This is a genomic window from Sphingomonas sp. G5 (assembly GCF_052660795.1).
In genome coordinates, this window is sequence record NZ_CP109660.1 from 1,912,161 (window position 1) to 1,928,433 (window position 16,273).

The 16,273-nt window shown below is 69.3% G+C and carries 16 protein-coding genes; 8 read left to right on the plus strand and 8 right to left on the minus strand.

Translation table 11 applies throughout. From position 1 onward, the window contains the following. Window positions 1-3 precede the first annotated feature (3 nt). The gene (gene thiL, locus NE358_RS09310) at window positions 4-1,008 is read right to left on the minus strand and encodes a thiamine-phosphate kinase (RefSeq protein WP_289937893.1); all 1,005 of its coding nucleotides are present in this window, start codon (window positions 1,006-1,008) and stop codon (window positions 4-6) included. 25 nt (window positions 1,009-1,033) lie between these two features. On the opposite strand from thiL, the gene NE358_RS09315 reads away from it, so the two are divergent. Continuing rightward, the gene (locus tag NE358_RS09315) at window positions 1,034-1,537 is read left to right on the plus strand and encodes a DUF3515 family protein (RefSeq protein ID WP_103208875.1); all 504 of its coding nucleotides are present in this window, start codon (window positions 1,034-1,036) and stop codon (window positions 1,535-1,537) included. A gap of 127 nt (window positions 1,538-1,664) precedes the next feature. On the opposite strand, the gene NE358_RS09320 is transcribed toward NE358_RS09315, so the two are convergent. The 6 genes from NE358_RS09320 to leuC form a co-directional block, all read right to left on the minus strand. Further along, a complete protein-coding gene (locus tag NE358_RS09320; protein ID WP_289937896.1) occupies window positions 1,665-2,750 on the minus strand; it encodes a D-alanine--D-alanine ligase family protein in 1,086 nt (361 codons plus the stop codon). Next, entirely contained in the window at window positions 2,650-3,792 is a 1,143-nt protein-coding gene (locus tag NE358_RS09325; RefSeq protein WP_141378296.1) for an NAD(P)H-dependent glycerol-3-phosphate dehydrogenase, read from the minus strand. The genes NE358_RS09320 and NE358_RS09325 overlap by 101 nt, the downstream gene beginning before the upstream one ends. Further along, window positions 3,782-4,522 (minus strand): lysophospholipid acyltransferase family protein, encoded by a 741-nt coding sequence (locus NE358_RS09330; RefSeq protein ID WP_103208868.1) that lies wholly within the window; start codon window positions 4,520-4,522, stop codon window positions 3,782-3,784. The genes NE358_RS09325 and NE358_RS09330 overlap by 11 nt, the downstream gene beginning before the upstream one ends. A gap of 5 nt (window positions 4,523-4,527) precedes the next feature. Continuing rightward, a complete protein-coding gene (murA, locus tag NE358_RS09335; RefSeq protein ID WP_289937901.1) occupies window positions 4,528-5,901 on the minus strand; it encodes a UDP-N-acetylglucosamine 1-carboxyvinyltransferase in 1,374 nt (457 codons plus the stop codon). A gap of 62 nt (window positions 5,902-5,963) precedes the next feature. Beyond that, a complete protein-coding gene (leuD, locus tag NE358_RS09340; RefSeq protein ID WP_103208865.1) occupies window positions 5,964-6,560 on the minus strand; it encodes a 3-isopropylmalate dehydratase small subunit in 597 nt (198 codons plus the stop codon). A gap of 1 nt (window position 6,561) precedes the next feature. After that, window positions 6,562-8,043, minus strand: coding sequence for a 3-isopropylmalate dehydratase large subunit (gene leuC, locus NE358_RS09345; RefSeq protein WP_289937905.1), 1,482 nt, complete (start codon window positions 8,041-8,043; stop codon window positions 6,562-6,564). Between the two features lie 307 nt (window positions 8,044-8,350). On the opposite strand from leuC, the gene NE358_RS09350 reads away from it, so the two are divergent. Further along, the gene (locus NE358_RS09350; RefSeq protein WP_103208860.1) at window positions 8,351-9,661 is read left to right on the plus strand and encodes an O-acetylhomoserine aminocarboxypropyltransferase/cysteine synthase family protein; all 1,311 of its coding nucleotides are present in this window, start codon (window positions 8,351-8,353) and stop codon (window positions 9,659-9,661) included. After that, window positions 9,658-10,971: an LLM class flavin-dependent oxidoreductase gene (locus NE358_RS09355; protein WP_289937911.1), complete on the plus strand. Its 1,314-nt coding sequence runs from the start codon at window positions 9,658-9,660 to the stop codon at window positions 10,969-10,971. The genes NE358_RS09350 and NE358_RS09355 overlap by 4 nt, the downstream gene beginning before the upstream one ends. A gap of 143 nt (window positions 10,972-11,114) precedes the next feature. Here NE358_RS09355 and NE358_RS09360 read toward each other — a convergent pair whose 3' ends face one another. Then, window positions 11,115-12,197: a TerC family protein gene (locus NE358_RS09360; protein WP_499317697.1), complete on the minus strand. Its 1,083-nt coding sequence runs from the start codon at window positions 12,195-12,197 to the stop codon at window positions 11,115-11,117. Between the two features lie 161 nt (window positions 12,198-12,358). Here NE358_RS09360 and NE358_RS09365 point away from each other — a divergent pair, with 161 nt between their 5' ends. The 5 genes from NE358_RS09365 (at window position 12,359) to NE358_RS09385 (ending at window position 16,263) form a co-directional block, all read left to right on the plus strand. Beyond that, the gene (locus NE358_RS09365; protein ID WP_116239931.1) at window positions 12,359-12,913 is read left to right on the plus strand and encodes an RNA polymerase sigma factor; all 555 of its coding nucleotides are present in this window, start codon (window positions 12,359-12,361) and stop codon (window positions 12,911-12,913) included. Beyond that, on the plus strand, window positions 12,910-13,971 hold the full coding sequence (locus NE358_RS09370) for a DUF4349 domain-containing protein (RefSeq protein WP_289937916.1): 1,062 nt from the start codon (window positions 12,910-12,912) through the stop codon (window positions 13,969-13,971). The genes NE358_RS09365 and NE358_RS09370 overlap by 4 nt, the downstream gene beginning before the upstream one ends. Before the next feature lie 277 nt (window positions 13,972-14,248). Further along, the gene (locus NE358_RS09375) at window positions 14,249-14,572 is read left to right on the plus strand and encodes a WXG100 family type VII secretion target (protein ID WP_289937917.1); all 324 of its coding nucleotides are present in this window, start codon (window positions 14,249-14,251) and stop codon (window positions 14,570-14,572) included. Further along, a complete protein-coding gene (locus tag NE358_RS09380) occupies window positions 14,569-14,853 on the plus strand; it encodes a WXG100 family type VII secretion target (protein WP_103208846.1) in 285 nt (94 codons plus the stop codon). The genes NE358_RS09375 and NE358_RS09380 overlap by 4 nt, the downstream gene beginning before the upstream one ends. A 3-nt stretch (window positions 14,854-14,856) precedes the next feature. Continuing rightward, on the plus strand, window positions 14,857-16,263 hold the full coding sequence (locus NE358_RS09385) for an endonuclease toxin domain-containing protein (RefSeq protein WP_289937918.1): 1,407 nt from the start codon (window positions 14,857-14,859) through the stop codon (window positions 16,261-16,263). The last annotated feature ends 10 nt before the right edge of the window (window positions 16,264-16,273 follow it).

Sequence of the window (16,273 nt, forward strand, 5' to 3'; positions counted from 1 at the left end):
CCCTCAGCCGCGGCCGGCGTCCCAGTCGCGGTACGGATCCCAACCGCCCCGGCCCGACCAGCGCCGATCGTCGACGGTGACGGCTTCGCTCCTGCGTGCCACGACCGTTCCCACGCGACGGCCCAGCGGGCGCGCCTCGGCGGCGAACGTCACGAGGAACCCGTGGTCCTCTCCCCCGCCGAGCGCCCGGTCGGGGTCGTCGCCGAGGGTCGCGGAGTCGAGGGCGATCGTGACCCCCGAGGCATCGGCCATGCGTGTTGCGTCGAGGACGAGACCATCGGAGATGTCCATCATCGCGGTGGCCCCCGCGTCCGCGGCGCGCAACGCCCCCGCGATCGGCGGTCGCGGTGTGAGCTGGCGAGCCAGCCCGCGCGCGTCGTCGGCACCGAGCGCCGCCCGGGCCTCGGGCGTGATCACGAGGGGAGTACCGTCGGCATCCCGGAACCGCCCGAACAGCACCTCGAGTCCCCTCGCGGCTTCGCCGAGCTCGCCGATCACGTAGACGCCGTCTCCGACGCGGGCACCGGAGCGGCGCACGGGCTCGCGCCCGTCGAGGCTCCCCAGGGCCGTCACGGCAATGGTCAGGGTGTCCGAGACGGTGAGGTCGCCGCCCTCGACCGCGCAGTCGGGGGCGAGCTCCGCGCAGGCGGCGGCGAGACCGTCGGCGAACCCGCGGACGAAGGAGATCGGCGTGTCGTCGGGCATCGCGAGCGCGACGAGCAGAGCGATCGGGCGCGCACCCATGGCGGCGACATCGGCGAGGTTCACCGCCGCGGACTTGAAGCCGAGATCGAACGGCGACGACCACGCCAGCCGGAAGTCGGGCCCGTGCACGAGCGTGTCGGTCGTCGCCACGACCCGCCCGTCCGGGACAGACAGCACAGCGGCATCGTCACCGGGCCCGACCGGGGCGGTCGACGGCGGAAGACGGTCCAGGATGCCGCGCAGGATCTGCCCCTCGCTCAGGTCGCCCACAGTGGTTGCACGGGTGGTCTCGGCGTCGGTCACTCCCCCACGCTATTAGCCTGGAGGGGTGCCCCGCTCCTCCCGCCTCCTCGCGCTCCTCGCCGCCGCCACCCTCCTCCCCGGGCTCGCGGCGTGCAGCACCACGGTCGCGATGCAGCCGGCCAAGAACGCGAACGACCCGGCGTGCGCCGAGATCACCTCGCGACTGCCCCAGACGATCTCGGGGCAGAACCGTCGCTGGACCGATGCGCAGTCGACCGGTGCGTGGGGAGATCCCACCGCGATCCTCATGACGTGCGGGCTCGAGACCCCCGGCCCGTCCACCCTGCCGTGTCGCCCGTTCAACGGCGTGGACTGGCTTGTCGACGAGTCGCAGGCAGCCGAGAACCGGTACACACTAACGACGTTCGGGCGCAGCCCCGCGGTCCAGGTCTACCTGGACTACAAGGAGGCCAGCAGCGCCGATGTGGCGCAGGCCCTCGGACCGCTGATCAGCCAATACCTGCCGTCGACGGGCGCCGTGTGCACCTCGGCATCCGACGCCACGCCCTCGCCGAGTCCGACGCCGTAGCGCGCGCCGCGTCCGACCCCCGCGTGCACAGCCGCGGGACGATCCCCGACGCACCGGCGTCACCGGCCCCGGCCACGGCGCGCCGCCGACCCGGCCCGCCGGTGTGCACGACGGACCGAGCCGTGGCTCAGGCCTTCGCGAGCCCCGCGTCGAGCAGGTCGGTGATGAGGTCGGGATACGACAGCCCCGAGGCGATCCAGCAGGTGGGGAACATCGAGATCGGGGTGAACCCGGGCATCGTGTTGACTTCGTTCACATAGAACTCGGTGCCGGTGTAGAAGAAGTCCACGCGAGCAAGGCCCTGACCGCCGATCGCCTCGAACGCCTGGGCGGCGATGCGCTGCATCTCCCCCAGCTCGCCCTCGCGCAGGTCGGCGGGACACACGAGGTCGACGCCCGCGGCTCCCAGGTACTTGGCCTCGAAGTCGTAGAACTCGCGGCCCGTCACCACGATCTCGCCGGCCACGCTCACGCGCACCGGTCCGCCGTCGCGCCCGGGAAGCACGCCGCACTCGACCTCGCGTCCGACGATCGCCTTTTCGATCAGCACCAGGCCGTCTTCGGCGAAAGCGGTGTCCAAAGCGGCATCCAGGTCTTCCCAGCGCGACACCTTCGTGACGCCCACGCTCGATCCGGCCTCGTTCGGCTTCACGAACACCGGCAGGTCGAGCGCGCGGATACGCCGCTCCCACAGCTCGCGGTCGCGGGCGAGGTCGGCGCGGGTGACCGCCACCCACGGCACGACCGGCACGTTCGCCGCGCGGAGCACCTGCTTGGTCACGTGCTTGTTCATGCCGATCGCCGACATGAGCACACCGCCGCCGGCGTACGGGATGCCGAGCAGCTCGAGCAGACCCTGCACCGTCCCGTCCTCACCGAATCGTCCGTGCAGGATCGGCAGTACGACGTCGACGTCTCCGAGCGACCGAGTGCCCTCGGCATCCGTCACCGTCCACTCGCGTGAGAGCGTCGAGTCGGGCAGGCGAACGCGCGTGCCGTTGTCGCGCACCTCGGGCAGTGCGTCGGGGATCAGCGCGAACTTGTCGGGATCGTCGTCTTCGAGAACGAAAGCGCCGTCGCGGGTGATGCCGACCGGGATGACCCGGAAGCGGTCACGGTCGATCGCCCGCAGCACCCCGCCCGCCGTGGCGGAACTGATCGAATGCTCGCTGGAGCGCCCGCCGAAGAGCACCACCACCACCGGTTTGGTCATTCTGCGTCCTCTCGCCCTGCGGCTGGTCGTCGTCTGTCGTCAGGTGCGGTGCGATGTCGCGCGGGTCCATCGTCCCGTCGAGCACCATCTTCACCTGCTGCACGATCGGCATGTCGACGCCGACCTGCTTCGCGAGCTGAAGAACGGGAGCCACGGATGCCAGCCCCTCGGCGGTCTGCTGCATCTGAGCGACGACCTCCTTGTAGCCGTAGCCCTGTCCGAGCAGGCGCCCCGCGGTGTTGTTGCGGCTGAGCGGCGACTGGCACGTCGCGATGAGATCGCCGAGTCCCGCGAGGCCCTGGAGCGTCTCGGGCTGCGCGCCCTGCGCGACCGCGAAGTCGGTCATCTCGACGAGGCCACGGGTGATGATCGAGGCCTTCGTGTTCTCGCCGTACCCGACGCCGTCGACGATGCCGATGGCCACCGCGATGAGGTTCTTCAGCACTCCACCGAACTCGGTGCCGATCACGTCGGTGTTCACGAACGAGCGGAAGTACCGGTTGCGCGCGCGACGGGCCACGGCCTCGGCGGTCTCGGGGCTGAGCGAGCTGATGACGGCTGCGGTCGGCTGCTCGCGCGCGATCTCGAGGGCGAGGTTCGGGCCGGATGCCACCGCGATGCGCGCAGGATCGCACTGCAGCACCTGCTCGATAACCTGGCTCATGCGCAGGCCCGTCGACTTCTCGACGCCTTTCATGAGCGACACGATCGGCACGTCGGTGCGCTCGACGAGCGGCTTGATGGCGGCGAGGTTCTCTCGGAGAGACTGGCTCGGCACCGAGAGGTAGATCTGCTCCGCACCGTTCAGCGCCTGGGCCAGATCCGTCGTCGCGGTCATCGTGCGTGGGAGGTTGATACCCGAGAGGTACCGGCTGTTGCGCTTGGACTCGGTGATCTCGGCCGCGAGCTCCGGGCGGCGCGCCCACATGACGACCGACGCACCGCCGTCGGCCAGGATCTTGCCGAAGGTCGTCCCCCAGCTTCCGGCGCCGACGACGGCGACTCTGGGGCCGGCGACGGGCAGGGCGCTCTTACGGCTCAAGGCGGCCCGTCTCGTTCTGCCCGTGCTGCGACGGGTTCCAGCGCTCTGCGGGGGCAGGAAGCCCCCGGATGCCGGAGAGCATCGCCGTGACCTCGTTCATCATCGCGTCGGTCGCTTTCGTCAGCGTGGCCGGTTGCGTGGGCGTCGCCGTGTAGGCGCTCATGTCCATCGCGGGGCCGAACTCGACGATCACGTGCGAGCGGCGGGGGAATCTCAGCTTCCCGTAGCGCGGCAGGATCTGCTGGACGCCCCACTGCGCCATGGGGATGAGCGGCAGGTCTGCGGCCAGGGCCAGGCGCACCGCGCCCGTCTTGCCGCGCATCGGCCAGAGCTCGGGGTCGCGTGTGAGGGTGCCCTCGGCATAGACGATGACGCCGCGCCCGTCGCGCGCGATCTGCTCGGCGGCCTTCATCGACTGGTTCGCGCTCGTCGAGGCCCGGGGTACCGGAACCATTCCGGTCGCGCGGAGCGCGGCCCCGAGCACGGGAACCTTGAACAGGCTCTCCTTCGCCATGAACCGGGGGGCGCGGCCCAGCCGCCAGACGGCGACCGCGACGATCACCGGATCGAACTCCGAGTTGTGGTTCGGCGCCAGCACGTACGCTCCCTCGCGCGGGAGGTTCTCGGCGCCGCGGATCTCGATCCGGGCGAAGAGTCCCGTGAGGGGGACGATGATCGCCGCGAGCGGCCAGAAGGCGCTCGGGCGGCTCTTCTCGGGATTCGAGACCACCGGCGTCAGCCCACGACGTCGAAGTCGGCGTCGAGAGCGGTGAGCTTCTCGAGGAACTTCTCGTACCCGCGACGGATGATGCCGATGTTGCGCACCGTCGATTCGCCCTCGGCCGCGAGAGCCGCGATCACGTAGCTGTAGCCGCCGCGGAGGTCGGGCACTTCGACGTCGGCGCCGCGCAGTGGCGTCGGTCCGTTGATGACGGCAGCCTGCTCGAGGTCGCGTCGAGGAACGCGGCGGTCGGGGCTCGAGATGCCCTTCGGGTGCACGACGATGTCGGCCCCCATCTTGTTCAGCGCCTCGGTGAAGCCCAGGCGGTTCTCGTACACGGTCTCGTGCACGGTCGAGGTGCCGGGAGCCTGCGTGAGAGCGACGATGAGCGGCTGCTGCCAGTCGGTCATGAAGCCCGGGTGCACGTCCGTCTCGACCATCACGGGCTTGAGGGCCTCACCGCGACGGAACAGGATGCCGTCCTCTCGGACGTCGAACCATCCGCCGGCCTTCCGGAACACGTTGAGGAAGGTCAGCATGTCCTGCTGACGGGCGCCCTTGGCGAAGATCTCGCCGTCGGTGGCCAGGGCCGCGCACGCCCAGGAGGCGGCCTCGTTGCGGTCGAAGATCGCGCGGTGGTCGTAGCCGACGAGCTTGTCGACGCCCTCGATGAAGATGACGCGGTTGGGCTCGTACGAGATGATCGCGCCCATCTTCTGCAGCACCGCGATGAGGTCCATGATCTCGGGCTCGATCGCGGCGTTGCGCAGCTCGGTGACGCCCTTCGCGCGCACAGCGGTGAGCAGCACCTGCTCGGTCGCACCGACGCTCGGATACGGCAGCGTGATGTTGGCGCCGTGCAGGCCGTTGGGGGCCGTGATGCGGATGCCCTCGTAGCTCTTGTCCACGACGGCGCCGAACGCGCGCAACGCGTCCATGTGGAAGTTGATCGGGCGGTCGCCGATGCGGCATCCGCCCAGGTCGGGAATGAGCGCCTCGCCCAGCAGGTGCAGCAGCGGCCCGCAGAACAGGATCGGGATGCGCGACGCGCCGGCGTGCGCGTCGATCTCTTCGAAGTGCGCGGCGACCGCGCCCGAGGGGTCGAGGTGGAGCGTGCCTTCCTCGTCGCCCTCGGTCACGGTGACACCGTGCACCTCGAGGAGGGAGCGAACGACCTTCACATCGCTGATCATCGGTACGTCGCGCAGCGTGCTCGTGGTCTCGCCCAGGAGCGCCGCCACCATGGCCTTGGTCACCAGGTTCTTGGCGCCCTTGACCTCGACGGTCCCTCGGAGGGGCCGACCGCCGCGAATCGCGAGAGTCTCTGCCGCCTCCCAATCGGGCTGTCCGGGGTTCTGGTCTCCGGAGTCGGTGACGAGTGTGCTCATGGGGGGTGGACCTCACTTCGTGGACGAGGGGCGGCAGATCGACCCGATCGGGTCGATCGGGCTCAGCGGACCGGAAGGGTCTGCGGCCGCCATGCCTCGCGGCGCGCCTCGAACTGCGTGATCTTGTCTTCGTCACGCAGCGTGAGCCCGATGTCGTCGAGCCCTTCGAGAAGCCGCCACCTAGTGTAATCGTCGATCTCGAACGAGACCTGGAGGTCGCCCACCGTGGCGGTCTTCGCGGTAAGGTCCACGGTCATCTCGATGCCCGGATTCGCCTCGATCACCGCCCAGATCTGCTCGACCTGGTCTTCGGTGATCACGCCCGTGACCAGGCCCTGCTTGCCGGAGTTGCCGCGGAAGATGTCGGCGAACTTGGGGCTCAGCACCACCTGGAAGCCGTAGTCGCGCAGCGCCCACACGGCGTGCTCGCGGCTCGACCCCGTTCCGAAGTCGGGACCGGCGACGAGGACGGATGCCGAGCGGTAGGCGTCCTGGTTCAAGACGAAGTCCGGATCCTGGCGCCAGTTGGCGAACAGCGCGTCGTCGAAACCGGTCTTGGTGACGCGCTTGAGATAGACGGCCGGGATGATCTGATCGGTGTCGACCGCCGAGCGCTTCAAGGGCGCGGCGACACCGGTGTGCGTCGTGAACTTCTCCATGTCAGGCCTCCGCCCCGGTCGAAACGGACTCTGCGGGGACAGGGCCGAGGTCGGCCGGACTCGAGAGCGTCCCCCGCACGGCGGTGGCCGCGGCGACGAGAGGCGACACGAGGTGCGTGCGTCCGCCCTTGCCCTGGCGCCCTTCGAAGTTGCGGTTCGAGGTCGAGGCACAGCGCTCTCCCGGAGCCAGCTGGTCGGGGTTCATCCCCAGGCACATCGAGCAGCCGGCGAATCGCCACTCGGCGCCGAAGTCGGTGAAGACCTTGTCGAGGCCCTCGGCCTCGGCCTCGAGCCGGACGCGCGCCGAACCGGGAACGACCATGACCCGCACGTTCTCGGCCTTGGTGCGGCCCTGGATGACCGAGGCGAAGGCGCGGAGGTCTTCGATGCGACTGTTCGTGCACGAGCCCATGAAGACGGCATCCACGGGGATGTGCTTCATCGGCGTACCGGCCTGAAGGTCCATGTACTCGAGGGCGCGTTCGGCGGCGGCGCGCTCGTTGGGGTCGGCGATCTCGGCCGGGGTCGGAACGACGTCGGACAGCGAGACGCCCTGGCCGGGGTTCGTGCCCCAGGTGACGAAGGGCTCGAGCTCGGCGGCATCCAGGAACACCTCGGCGTCGTAGACGGCGCCCTCGTCGCTGGGAAGCGTCCGCCAGTAGGCGACCGCGTCGTCCCAGTCCTGGCCCTGCGGGGCGTGCGGCTTGTCTTTGACGTACGCGAAGGTGGTCTCGTCGGGGGCGATCATCCCGGCTCGGGCGCCCGCCTCGATCGACATGTTGCACATCGTCATGCGCCCCTCCATCGAGAGGGAGCGGATCGCGCTGCCGCGGAACTCGAGCACGTAGCCCTGTCCGCCGTTCGCGCCGATCTTGGCGATGATCGCCAGGATGATGTCCTTCGCGGTGACGCCGGGCTTGAGGTCTCCCTCGACCGTGATCGCCATCGTCTTGAAGGGCTTGAGCGGCAGGGTCTGCGTGGCGAGCACGTGCTCGACCTCGCTCGTGCCGATACCGAAAGCCATCGCACCGAATGCACCATGGGTCGAGGTGTGCGAGTCTCCGCAGACCACCGTGATCCCCGGCATGGTGAGTCCGAGCTGCGGGCCCACGACGTGGACGATGCCCTGCTCCTTGTCGCCGAGTGAGTGGATGCGCACGCCGAACTCCTCGGCGTTGCGGCGCAGGGTGTCGATCTGCGTGCGGCTGGTCAGATCGGCGATCGGCTTGTCGATGTCGAGCGTGGGGGTGTTGTGGTCTTCCGTGGCGATCGTCAGATCGAGTCGCCGCACGGGGCGCCCCTCGGCGCGAAGGCCGTCGAAGGCCTGGGGGCTGGTGACCTCGTGCACGAGGTGCAGGTCGATGTAGATGAGATCGGGCTGACCGTTGTCACCCTTGACCACGAGGTGGTCGTCCCAGACCTTCTCGGCCAGGGTGCGCGGACGGTCCGGGATCCGGATGCCGTCGATCGGGGTGGTGCTCATGTTTGCGTTTCTCCTCGGAAGGGGTGTGAGGCCCGCGACGAACTCCGCGACGAGAAAGGCCTAGGACAAGGTCTCGTCGCGGCCGCTAAGGAGGAGGCGAGCGATCCGCACCCGGTCACGATACCACCGGGCACGCCCGTGCCAGCCGCGCCACGGCGTCCGCGACGCGGGTGCCGCCCGTAACAGAGCGCCGCACATTTCGTCGTCGACGACTCCCCCGTGCGAGCCTGGCCCGATCCCGAACACCCCTCGGACCGGGCCCGCGCCCCGCGAGCCCGCCCCGCCCCCGCGAAACGGAGCGTGACCCATGGCCGCGAACGCCGACACCGGATTCTCCACCCGCCAGGTACATGCGGGCTCGGCCACCGCGCACGCCTCGCCGCGGGCCATGCCCATCTACCTCACGGCGGGTTTCACCTTCGACGACCTCGACGCCTCGGCAGCGCATTTCGGCACCGGCGCCGGTTTCGGCTACACCCGAACGGGCAACCCCACGATCCAGGCCGTCGAAGAGCGTCTCGCCTCTCTCGAGGGCGGCGACCAGGCCGTCCTCGTGTCGAGCGGCCAGGCCGCCGTGACCGTGGCTCTGCTGGCCCTCGCCGGGGCGGGTGACCACGTCGTCGTCTCGGAGCACATCTACGAGGGCACGCGCGGCCTGCTCCTCGACAACCTCGCGCGGCTCGGCATCGAGGCCACCTTCGTGCCCACGGGGGATCTCGACGCCTGGAGGGATGCCATCACCCCGCGCACCCGTGCCCTGTTCGCCGAGACGCTCTCGAACGCCCGCAACGACGTCCTCGACATCGCCGCCGTCTCGGCGATCGGCAGAGAGCGAGGGATTCCTCTCGTCGTCGACAGCACCTTCACCACGCCCTACCTGCTTCGCCCGATCGAGCACGGTGCCGCCGTCGTCGTGCACTCGGCGAGCAAGTTCCTCGCGGGGCAGGGGGCAGTGCTCGGCGGGGTGATAGTGGACGACGGTCGCTTCGACGCCGCGGCATCCGGTCATCTCTTCCCGCATCTCGTGCAGACCGACCGTCTGGGCGGGGCGAGCTACGCCGAGAAGCACGGGCCGCGCGCCCGCGGGGCGTACATCCGCGAAAGCGTCGCGCCGCGGTTCGGCCCGTCGCCGTCGCCCCTGAACGCCTTTCTCATCGGTCAGGGCATCGAGACGCTGAGCCTTCGTGTGGAACGCCAGTCGCAGAACGCCCTCACCGTCGCTCGGTGGCTCGAACAGCGCCCCGAGGTCGAGCGCGTCGACCACGTGGGTCTCGAGTCGCACCCGGACTTCGACCTCGGGCGGCGGTACCTCACGCGCGGCACCGGGTCGGTGTTCACCGTGACCCTGCGCGGCGGCCTCGAGGCGGCGCGCCACGTCGTGCAGTCGGTCGAGGTGATCACGCACATGACCCACCTCGGCGACGTGCGTTCGCTCGTGCTTCACCCGCAGAGCACCTCGCATTCCGCGCGGACCGTCGACGAGCGCGAGAGGGCGGGGGTGTTCCCCGGCACGATCCGGCTGTCGATCGGGATCGAGGACATCGACGATCTGCTCGCCGACCTCGAGCAGGCGCTCGTGGGCGTCCCCGTCGTCGAGCGCGAGACGGTCGTGCTGTGAGCCGGCTGCAGCACTTCGGCTGGTTCCTCGCGCGCGGCTTCGGTCCGCACGGATGGGGGCACCCCTACCTGCGCTGGAACCACCGCTGGACCGAGCCGGGGCTCTATCAGGACTCGGCGCGGACGCTCGAGCAGGCCGGCTTCGACCTGCTGATCATCGAGGACGCGCCCTCGCTCGGCAGCGCCGACACGATCGACCTGCGGGTGCGTCACGCCTTCGGCGGGCCCAAGCACGACCCGCTGCTGCTCGCGCCGTACCTGTTCGCGGCGACGCAGCACCTGGGCGTGGTGCCGACGGTCAACCCGGCCGCCTACCTGCCGTACACCGCCGCCCGTCAATTCGCGACGCTGCAGCACCTGAGCGGCCACCGTCTCGGCCTGAACGTCGTGACCGACACCGGCAGCGCGCGCCACTTCTCGACCGCGCCGCAGCTCGGGCACGACGCGGCCTACGACCGGGCCGAGGAGTGGCTCGACGGCATCCGGAAGCTCTGGGACAGCTGGGGCGAGGGCGCCCTCGTCGCCGACGAAGAGACGGGGATCTACGCCGACGGGACGAAGCTCGAGGCGGTACAGCACCGGGGTGAGCACTTCGGCTTCGACGGGCCGCTGAACGCGGTCCCCTTCACCGACGGCGCGCCCGCGATCGTCTCCCCCGGCGGATCCGGTCGCGGCCTGTCGTTCGCGGGACACAACTCCGACGTGCAGTTGGCCCTCGCGCCTCTCGACGAGCAGAGCATCCGGGCCTATCGCGCACGCATCCACGCGGCAGCCGAGGCCGCGGGACGCGCCGCGTCCGACATCAAGATCCTCTTCGCGATCCAGCCCGTGCTCGTGTCTTCCCCGGAAGAAGCCGATCGCCTGGTCGCGGCATCCGTCAACCCCTCCGAGGACGCGCTCGTCGCCATCGCCCGCAAGCAGTCGAGCGATCTCGAGACCGATCTCACCGGCCTCGACCTCGACAAGCCTCTCGACCGGTCGATCTTCGGCGAGCACGTGTCGGAGGGCAGCATCAACCGCCTCGTCGGAAAGCACGACGCCGACACTCCGTTACGGACGCTTCTGGGCGCGCACGCGCGCGTGGGGCGCCTCCGCGACGGCTCGGGCTTCGTCGGCACGGCGGACGAGTTCGCCGACCGCATCGAGGAACTGGGCGAGTGGGGCAACGACGGCGTCCTTCTGTGGGGAGACCTGCACCCGGTCACCGTGCACCGCGTGCTCGACGACCTCGTGCCGATCCTCCGCCGACGCGGCATCCTCCGCGAGGAGTTCGTCGACGGCGGCCTGCAGGCGAACCTGCGCGCGTTCTAGGTCCCGGATGCCGGGGTCGGCGCAGACGGCTCGACGCCGGATCACCCCCATGTCCCAATCGTGGTTGTCTCGGGGCTGCTCGGGCAACCACTTCTGGGACACGCAGCGCATCCACCGGGACAAGCGGAGTGTGCGGCGACGCGTCAGTCGCCCTTCGGCTGATCGACCGTGCGCGGCGTCCCCTTCTCGTCGGCGACATCGGCCGCGGCATCCTGGGGGCCCTCGACGGACGCGGGCTCCCGGCGCGCGGCGATGAGGCTCGCGATCGTCGCGACCGCCATCGACAGCACGATCACGGCGAGCGACACCCACGTCGAGATCTCGGGAGCCCACTCGATCGGCTCGCCGCCGTTGATGAACGACAACTCGTTGACGTGCATCGCGTGCAGGATGAGCTTCACGCCGATGAAGGCGAGGATGAAGGCGATCCCGTAGTGCAGGAACTTCAAGCGGTCGAGCAGGTCGCCCAGCAGGAAGTACAGCTGACGCAGCCCCATGAGCGCGAACAGGTTCGCCGTGAAGACGATGAACGGGCTCTGCGTGATGCCGAAGATCGCGGGAATCGAGTCGATCGCGAACAGCAGGTCGGTCACACCGATCGCGACGAACACGATGATCATCGGGGTGAAGAGCTTCTTCCCGCCGATTCGCGTGATGACCTTCTTGCCGTCGTACGCATCGCTCATCGGCAGCACCCGACGCAGTGTCCGCACGATGAGGTTCTCTTTCTGCGAATCGTCGTCGTGGTCGTCGCCCGGGAACGCCTGGCGGATCGCCGTGTAGACGAGGAACGCGCCGAAGAGGTAGAAGATCGGACTGAAGTTCTCGATGATGGTCGCGCCGACCAGGATGAAAGCGCCGCGCAGGATGAGCGCGATGATGATGCCCACCATCAACACCTCCTGCTGATACCGGCGCGGCACCGCGAACTGCCCCATGATCAGCACGAACACGAAGAGGTTGTCGATCGACAGGCTGTACTCGGTCAGCCAGCCCGCGACGAACTGCCCGGCGACCTCTCCCCCGGCGACGATCCACAGCACACCCGCGAAGATCAACGCCAGCGTCACGTAGAACACGACCCAGAGCGTCGACTCCCTCGCCGCAGGGATGTGCGGGCGCTTGAGGATGATCAGCAGGTCGGCGACCAGGATCAGCACGAGCACGACGAGCGTGATCGTCTGGAAAAGGGGGTCGAGCTGCAGCTCCATCGCGGGGCCTTTCATCGGGGGAAACGCTCGAGTTTATCCGTCGGCCCCGTTCGCACAGGGGCTTGTGCACGTAGAGCTCATTGCGTGCGTACATCCGTGAGACGATCCGCCGCGCCCGGACACCCCTGAGTGAGAGAGTGCTTTTCCGGGCTCACCCGGAAGGCGGAACGGATGCCATGACCCACGGAGTCATCGACGACAGGGCCCTCGTGGCGCGCGCCGCCGGCGGGTCGGAGGTCGCGTATCGCGAGCTGTATCGGGCGTACGCGCGGCCGGTCTACTGGATCGCCTTCGGTCTGGTCGGCAATCCCGCGGATGCCGAGGACGTGGTGCAGGAGACCTTCGTGGTCGCGTGGCGGAAGATCCCGTCGCTGCGGCTCGAGGGCGAGTCCCTGCTGCCCTGGCTCGCGACCGTCTGCCGTCTGCAGGCGCAGAACCGTCTGCGCGCTCGCCGCCGTCACAGCTCGCACGCCGCGCTGAGCGATGAGATCCCGTCAGCCGTCGACGTCGAAGCCCAGGTCGTGCAGGCGCACACGGTGTCGGCGATCCTCGCCGAGGTCGACCGCCTGAGCGATCTCGACCGCGAGATCTTCCGCCTGTGCGCCGCCGAGGGCTACGGATACGAAGCGGCCGCCGTCTCACTGGGCGTCTCGCACGGCACCGTCCGCAACCGGCTCTCGCGCATCCGCTCCCGGGTGCGCGCCACAGCGATCGAGACGGAGACCCCATGACCGCGCACACTCTTCCCCCTCTCCCCGCCGATCGGATGGATGCCATCGAGGCCGCGGTCTTCGGGAGGATCGCCGACGAGCGCGAGCGTACGCGCCGCCGTCGTCGCGGGATCTGGACGGGCGCCGGGGCCGCGGCCGCCGTGGTCGCGGTCGCCGCGTTCGTGGGCCCCTCGCTGGCCGCCACCCCGGGGTCCAGCGGATCGAGCGCCATCGTCGGGGCCAGCGAGCAGCACTCGAGCGGAGCCGCCCAGAACCCACCCCTCGTACCGGTGGACCCGGGTCAGGGTGCCGGGGGGTCAGCCTCGTCTTCCGAGGCCGCTGCGGGTGATGCAGCGGCGCGCGACACGGCGACCCGAGACATCGTCGCCACCGCGTCGAGCACCGTCGAGGTGGACGACATCGCTGCGGCGATCGCCGCGATCGGCGCCTCCGCGACCGGGGCGGGTGGATACGTCGAGTCTTCGCAGCTGGGCGGCGCGATCGGCGCGGTGCCGTACGAGGGCGCGGTGACGGGCCCCACGGCATCCTCGGGATGGATCACCGTGCGCGTTCCGGCGGCCGCCCTCACGAGCACGATGGACGACCTGCGCCAGGTCGGAGAGGTCACCGCCACGACGGTCAGCCGCTCCGACGTGACCGAGCAGACGGTCGACCTGCGCGCTCGCGTCGCGGCCGGCGAGGCCTCGGTGGCGCGCTTGACGCAGCTGTTGGCGCAGGCCGGGTCGGTGTCGGACCTGATCACCGCCGAGTCCGCTCTCGCCGAGCGGCAGGCGCAGCTCGAATCCGACCGCCAGGTGTTGCAGTCGGTCGAGTCGCAGGTCGCGATGTCGTCTCTGAGCGTGCAACTCGTCGAGCGTTCCCCCGCCGTCGCCGCCGACCCCGCCGGCTTCGGCGACGGCCTCGGCGCCGGCTGGAACGGACTGGTGGCCACGCTGAACGGGATCGTGATCGGCCTCGGGTTCCTGCTGCCGTGGATCGCGGTGGCGGGCGTGGTCCTGGCGGTGGTGTGGGGGGTGCGCCTCCTGGTGCGGCGCCGCCGAGCCGAACGCGAAAGCTGAGCCGCGCTTCTTCCGCACCGGATTCGGATCGGAGCAACGGAATCGGATGCGGGGAGCCTCGGCATCCGAATCCGTTCGACGTATCCGAACCTGTCGCGGTGCGCATCCACCCCGAGAAGCTCGTAAGCGCTTTTCTCCCGGTTCCGCGAGTGCCCGCAGGAGCCATTTGCGGTGACGGGTGCTCGCTCGGATCCCTTGCCGTACTGACCCGTATGTGAGGCGCACAGCGCCTCCCGGTTACCTTTCTGGGGCGACTGCACGTGTGTCCCCTGGCCGCATGGAAATTCGGGCTGGTTTTCAGGCGCTCGTTTCGGAGACGACGCGTCTCGATGAGGCTTCGGATGACCTATCCGCTCGAGTCCGGCAAGTGCGCGAGAGCGTCGAAGACCTCCTCGCCGTCGGGTGGACAGGGGATGCGGCCTCCGCGTTCCGGCCGCTCTTCGACGCGTGGTTCACAGCAGCAACGGGAAGTACGGAGGAACTCTCCCGCCTGACCGCCGCGTTGCGAGGCGCAACCGCTGACATTGCCGCTGCTGAGCAGGCCAGCCGCGATGCCGCCCGCACCCTGGGATCGAATCTGCCTGCGGGCGGTCAGCGATGAGGCACTCGGTCCATCTCGCGCAGCTTTCGGAGTTCGTCGAGGAGCTGACAAGCATCACCCGCAGCGTCACGCAGGCTCTCGAAGACGCGAACGCAGCCTCTCATCGCCTTCACGGGACGTGGGACGGTGAAGCGTCGGACGCCCACACGCTCGCCCACACCGCCTGGGCCGACGACTCTCGCGAGATGGCGGAGGCTCTGGCCGGGATGCGCCGACTGCTCGACGGCGCACGAGCGAACTACGACGCGGCGGTGGATGCCAACTCACGGATGTGGGGGTGACCAGTGCTCATCACCGTTGACCCCGACGCCTGGTACGCGGCGTCGACGAAGTTCGGCGCCAACGTCGCCCGGACGCTCAGCGACGCTGAATCTGCCCTCGGCGCTACCCTCGCTGACTCAGGACGCATCGCGGGCAATGACCCCTCGGGGGCAGCGTGGGCGCAGGCGTACGACCAGACCGCTCCCGCCGTCGCTCAGGCCATCAACGACGCGGTGGCCGCCGCGCTCACGGTGAGCGGGTTGCTCCGGCAGACGGGTTTGAATCACGCGTCCGCGGATGCGGACTCGAACGCGCTCGGCGCTATGCTCCAGGCGCCGATCGCCGTCGATGCACCGGCGTTCGGTGTCTGCGTCTCCGTTCCCAGCGTCGCGGGTGGCTCGCTCGGCCCACCAAACGGCTGGCTGGACATTCAGAAGTATGTAGCGGTCATTTGGCCGGACGGCGACCCTACGAAACTGCGCGCCCTCGCGCTCGCCTGGAGAGACTGCGCCACCACGCTTGAAAGCGCCTGGCCCTCGATATCGTCTGCCCTCACCGCGCTTGCGGATGAGGAGTCGCCGGAGGTGGATTCCGCCCGAGGTGTCTGCATCACGGTGGGCGATTCGCTGACCGACATCGCCGCGCAGGCACGAGCCATCGCGGACTCTGCCGAGACGCTTGCTCAGCACATCGACGATGCGCAGAACGAACTGCGCAAACAAGTCGCTCTCTTCCTCGCAGAGACCGCAGCCATCGAAGCAATCGCCCTAGCCGCTGGCGCGGCTACGGAAGGGGCGGGCCTGCTCGTTGGACACGGCGTCGCTGTCTTCAACGCCAGTAAGTACACGGTCCGGTTCGTCGAAATCGTCGTACGCCTAGCCGAAGGTGCGAGGGCCGCCGCCGCAGGTCTCGCCTGGCGCTCCCTCGACGCAACGAGCGACGGACTCCGGGCGATAGCCGCCCGGACGCCCTCCGTCGCAGCCACAGCCAGCGTCACCGGCGCAGCAGAGAAGCTGACCGCGCTGGCGGACAAACTCGCTAAGTCCCCTTGGCCCTTCGGCCCCTCCCCTCGGGGATTCGCCATTGAGGCTCGCCTGGGAGGCAACCTCCCGGCGTCCTTCCCCACCATCGACCGGTTCAACGACGCGACCGGCGTCGCGACGAGCATCAAGAGCATCGATCTAGCTTCGAAGACGTATCTCGTTCCGTCTCGTCTCCGCGGCACCCTGAGGGGGTACATCGATAGACTTGCTGAGTTCAAGGGTGCGACCTGGGGCGGTCGAGAAATCGACGATATCGCCATACAAGGTCGCGAGTTGCAGCTCGCGGTTCCCCGCACGGCGACGGCTGAGCAGCAGGCTATTCTGAATAGCATGAAGGACTACGCACTAGAGAAGGGCGTACGCCTGACTGTGGAGGTCATTCGGTGAGTCAAACCTA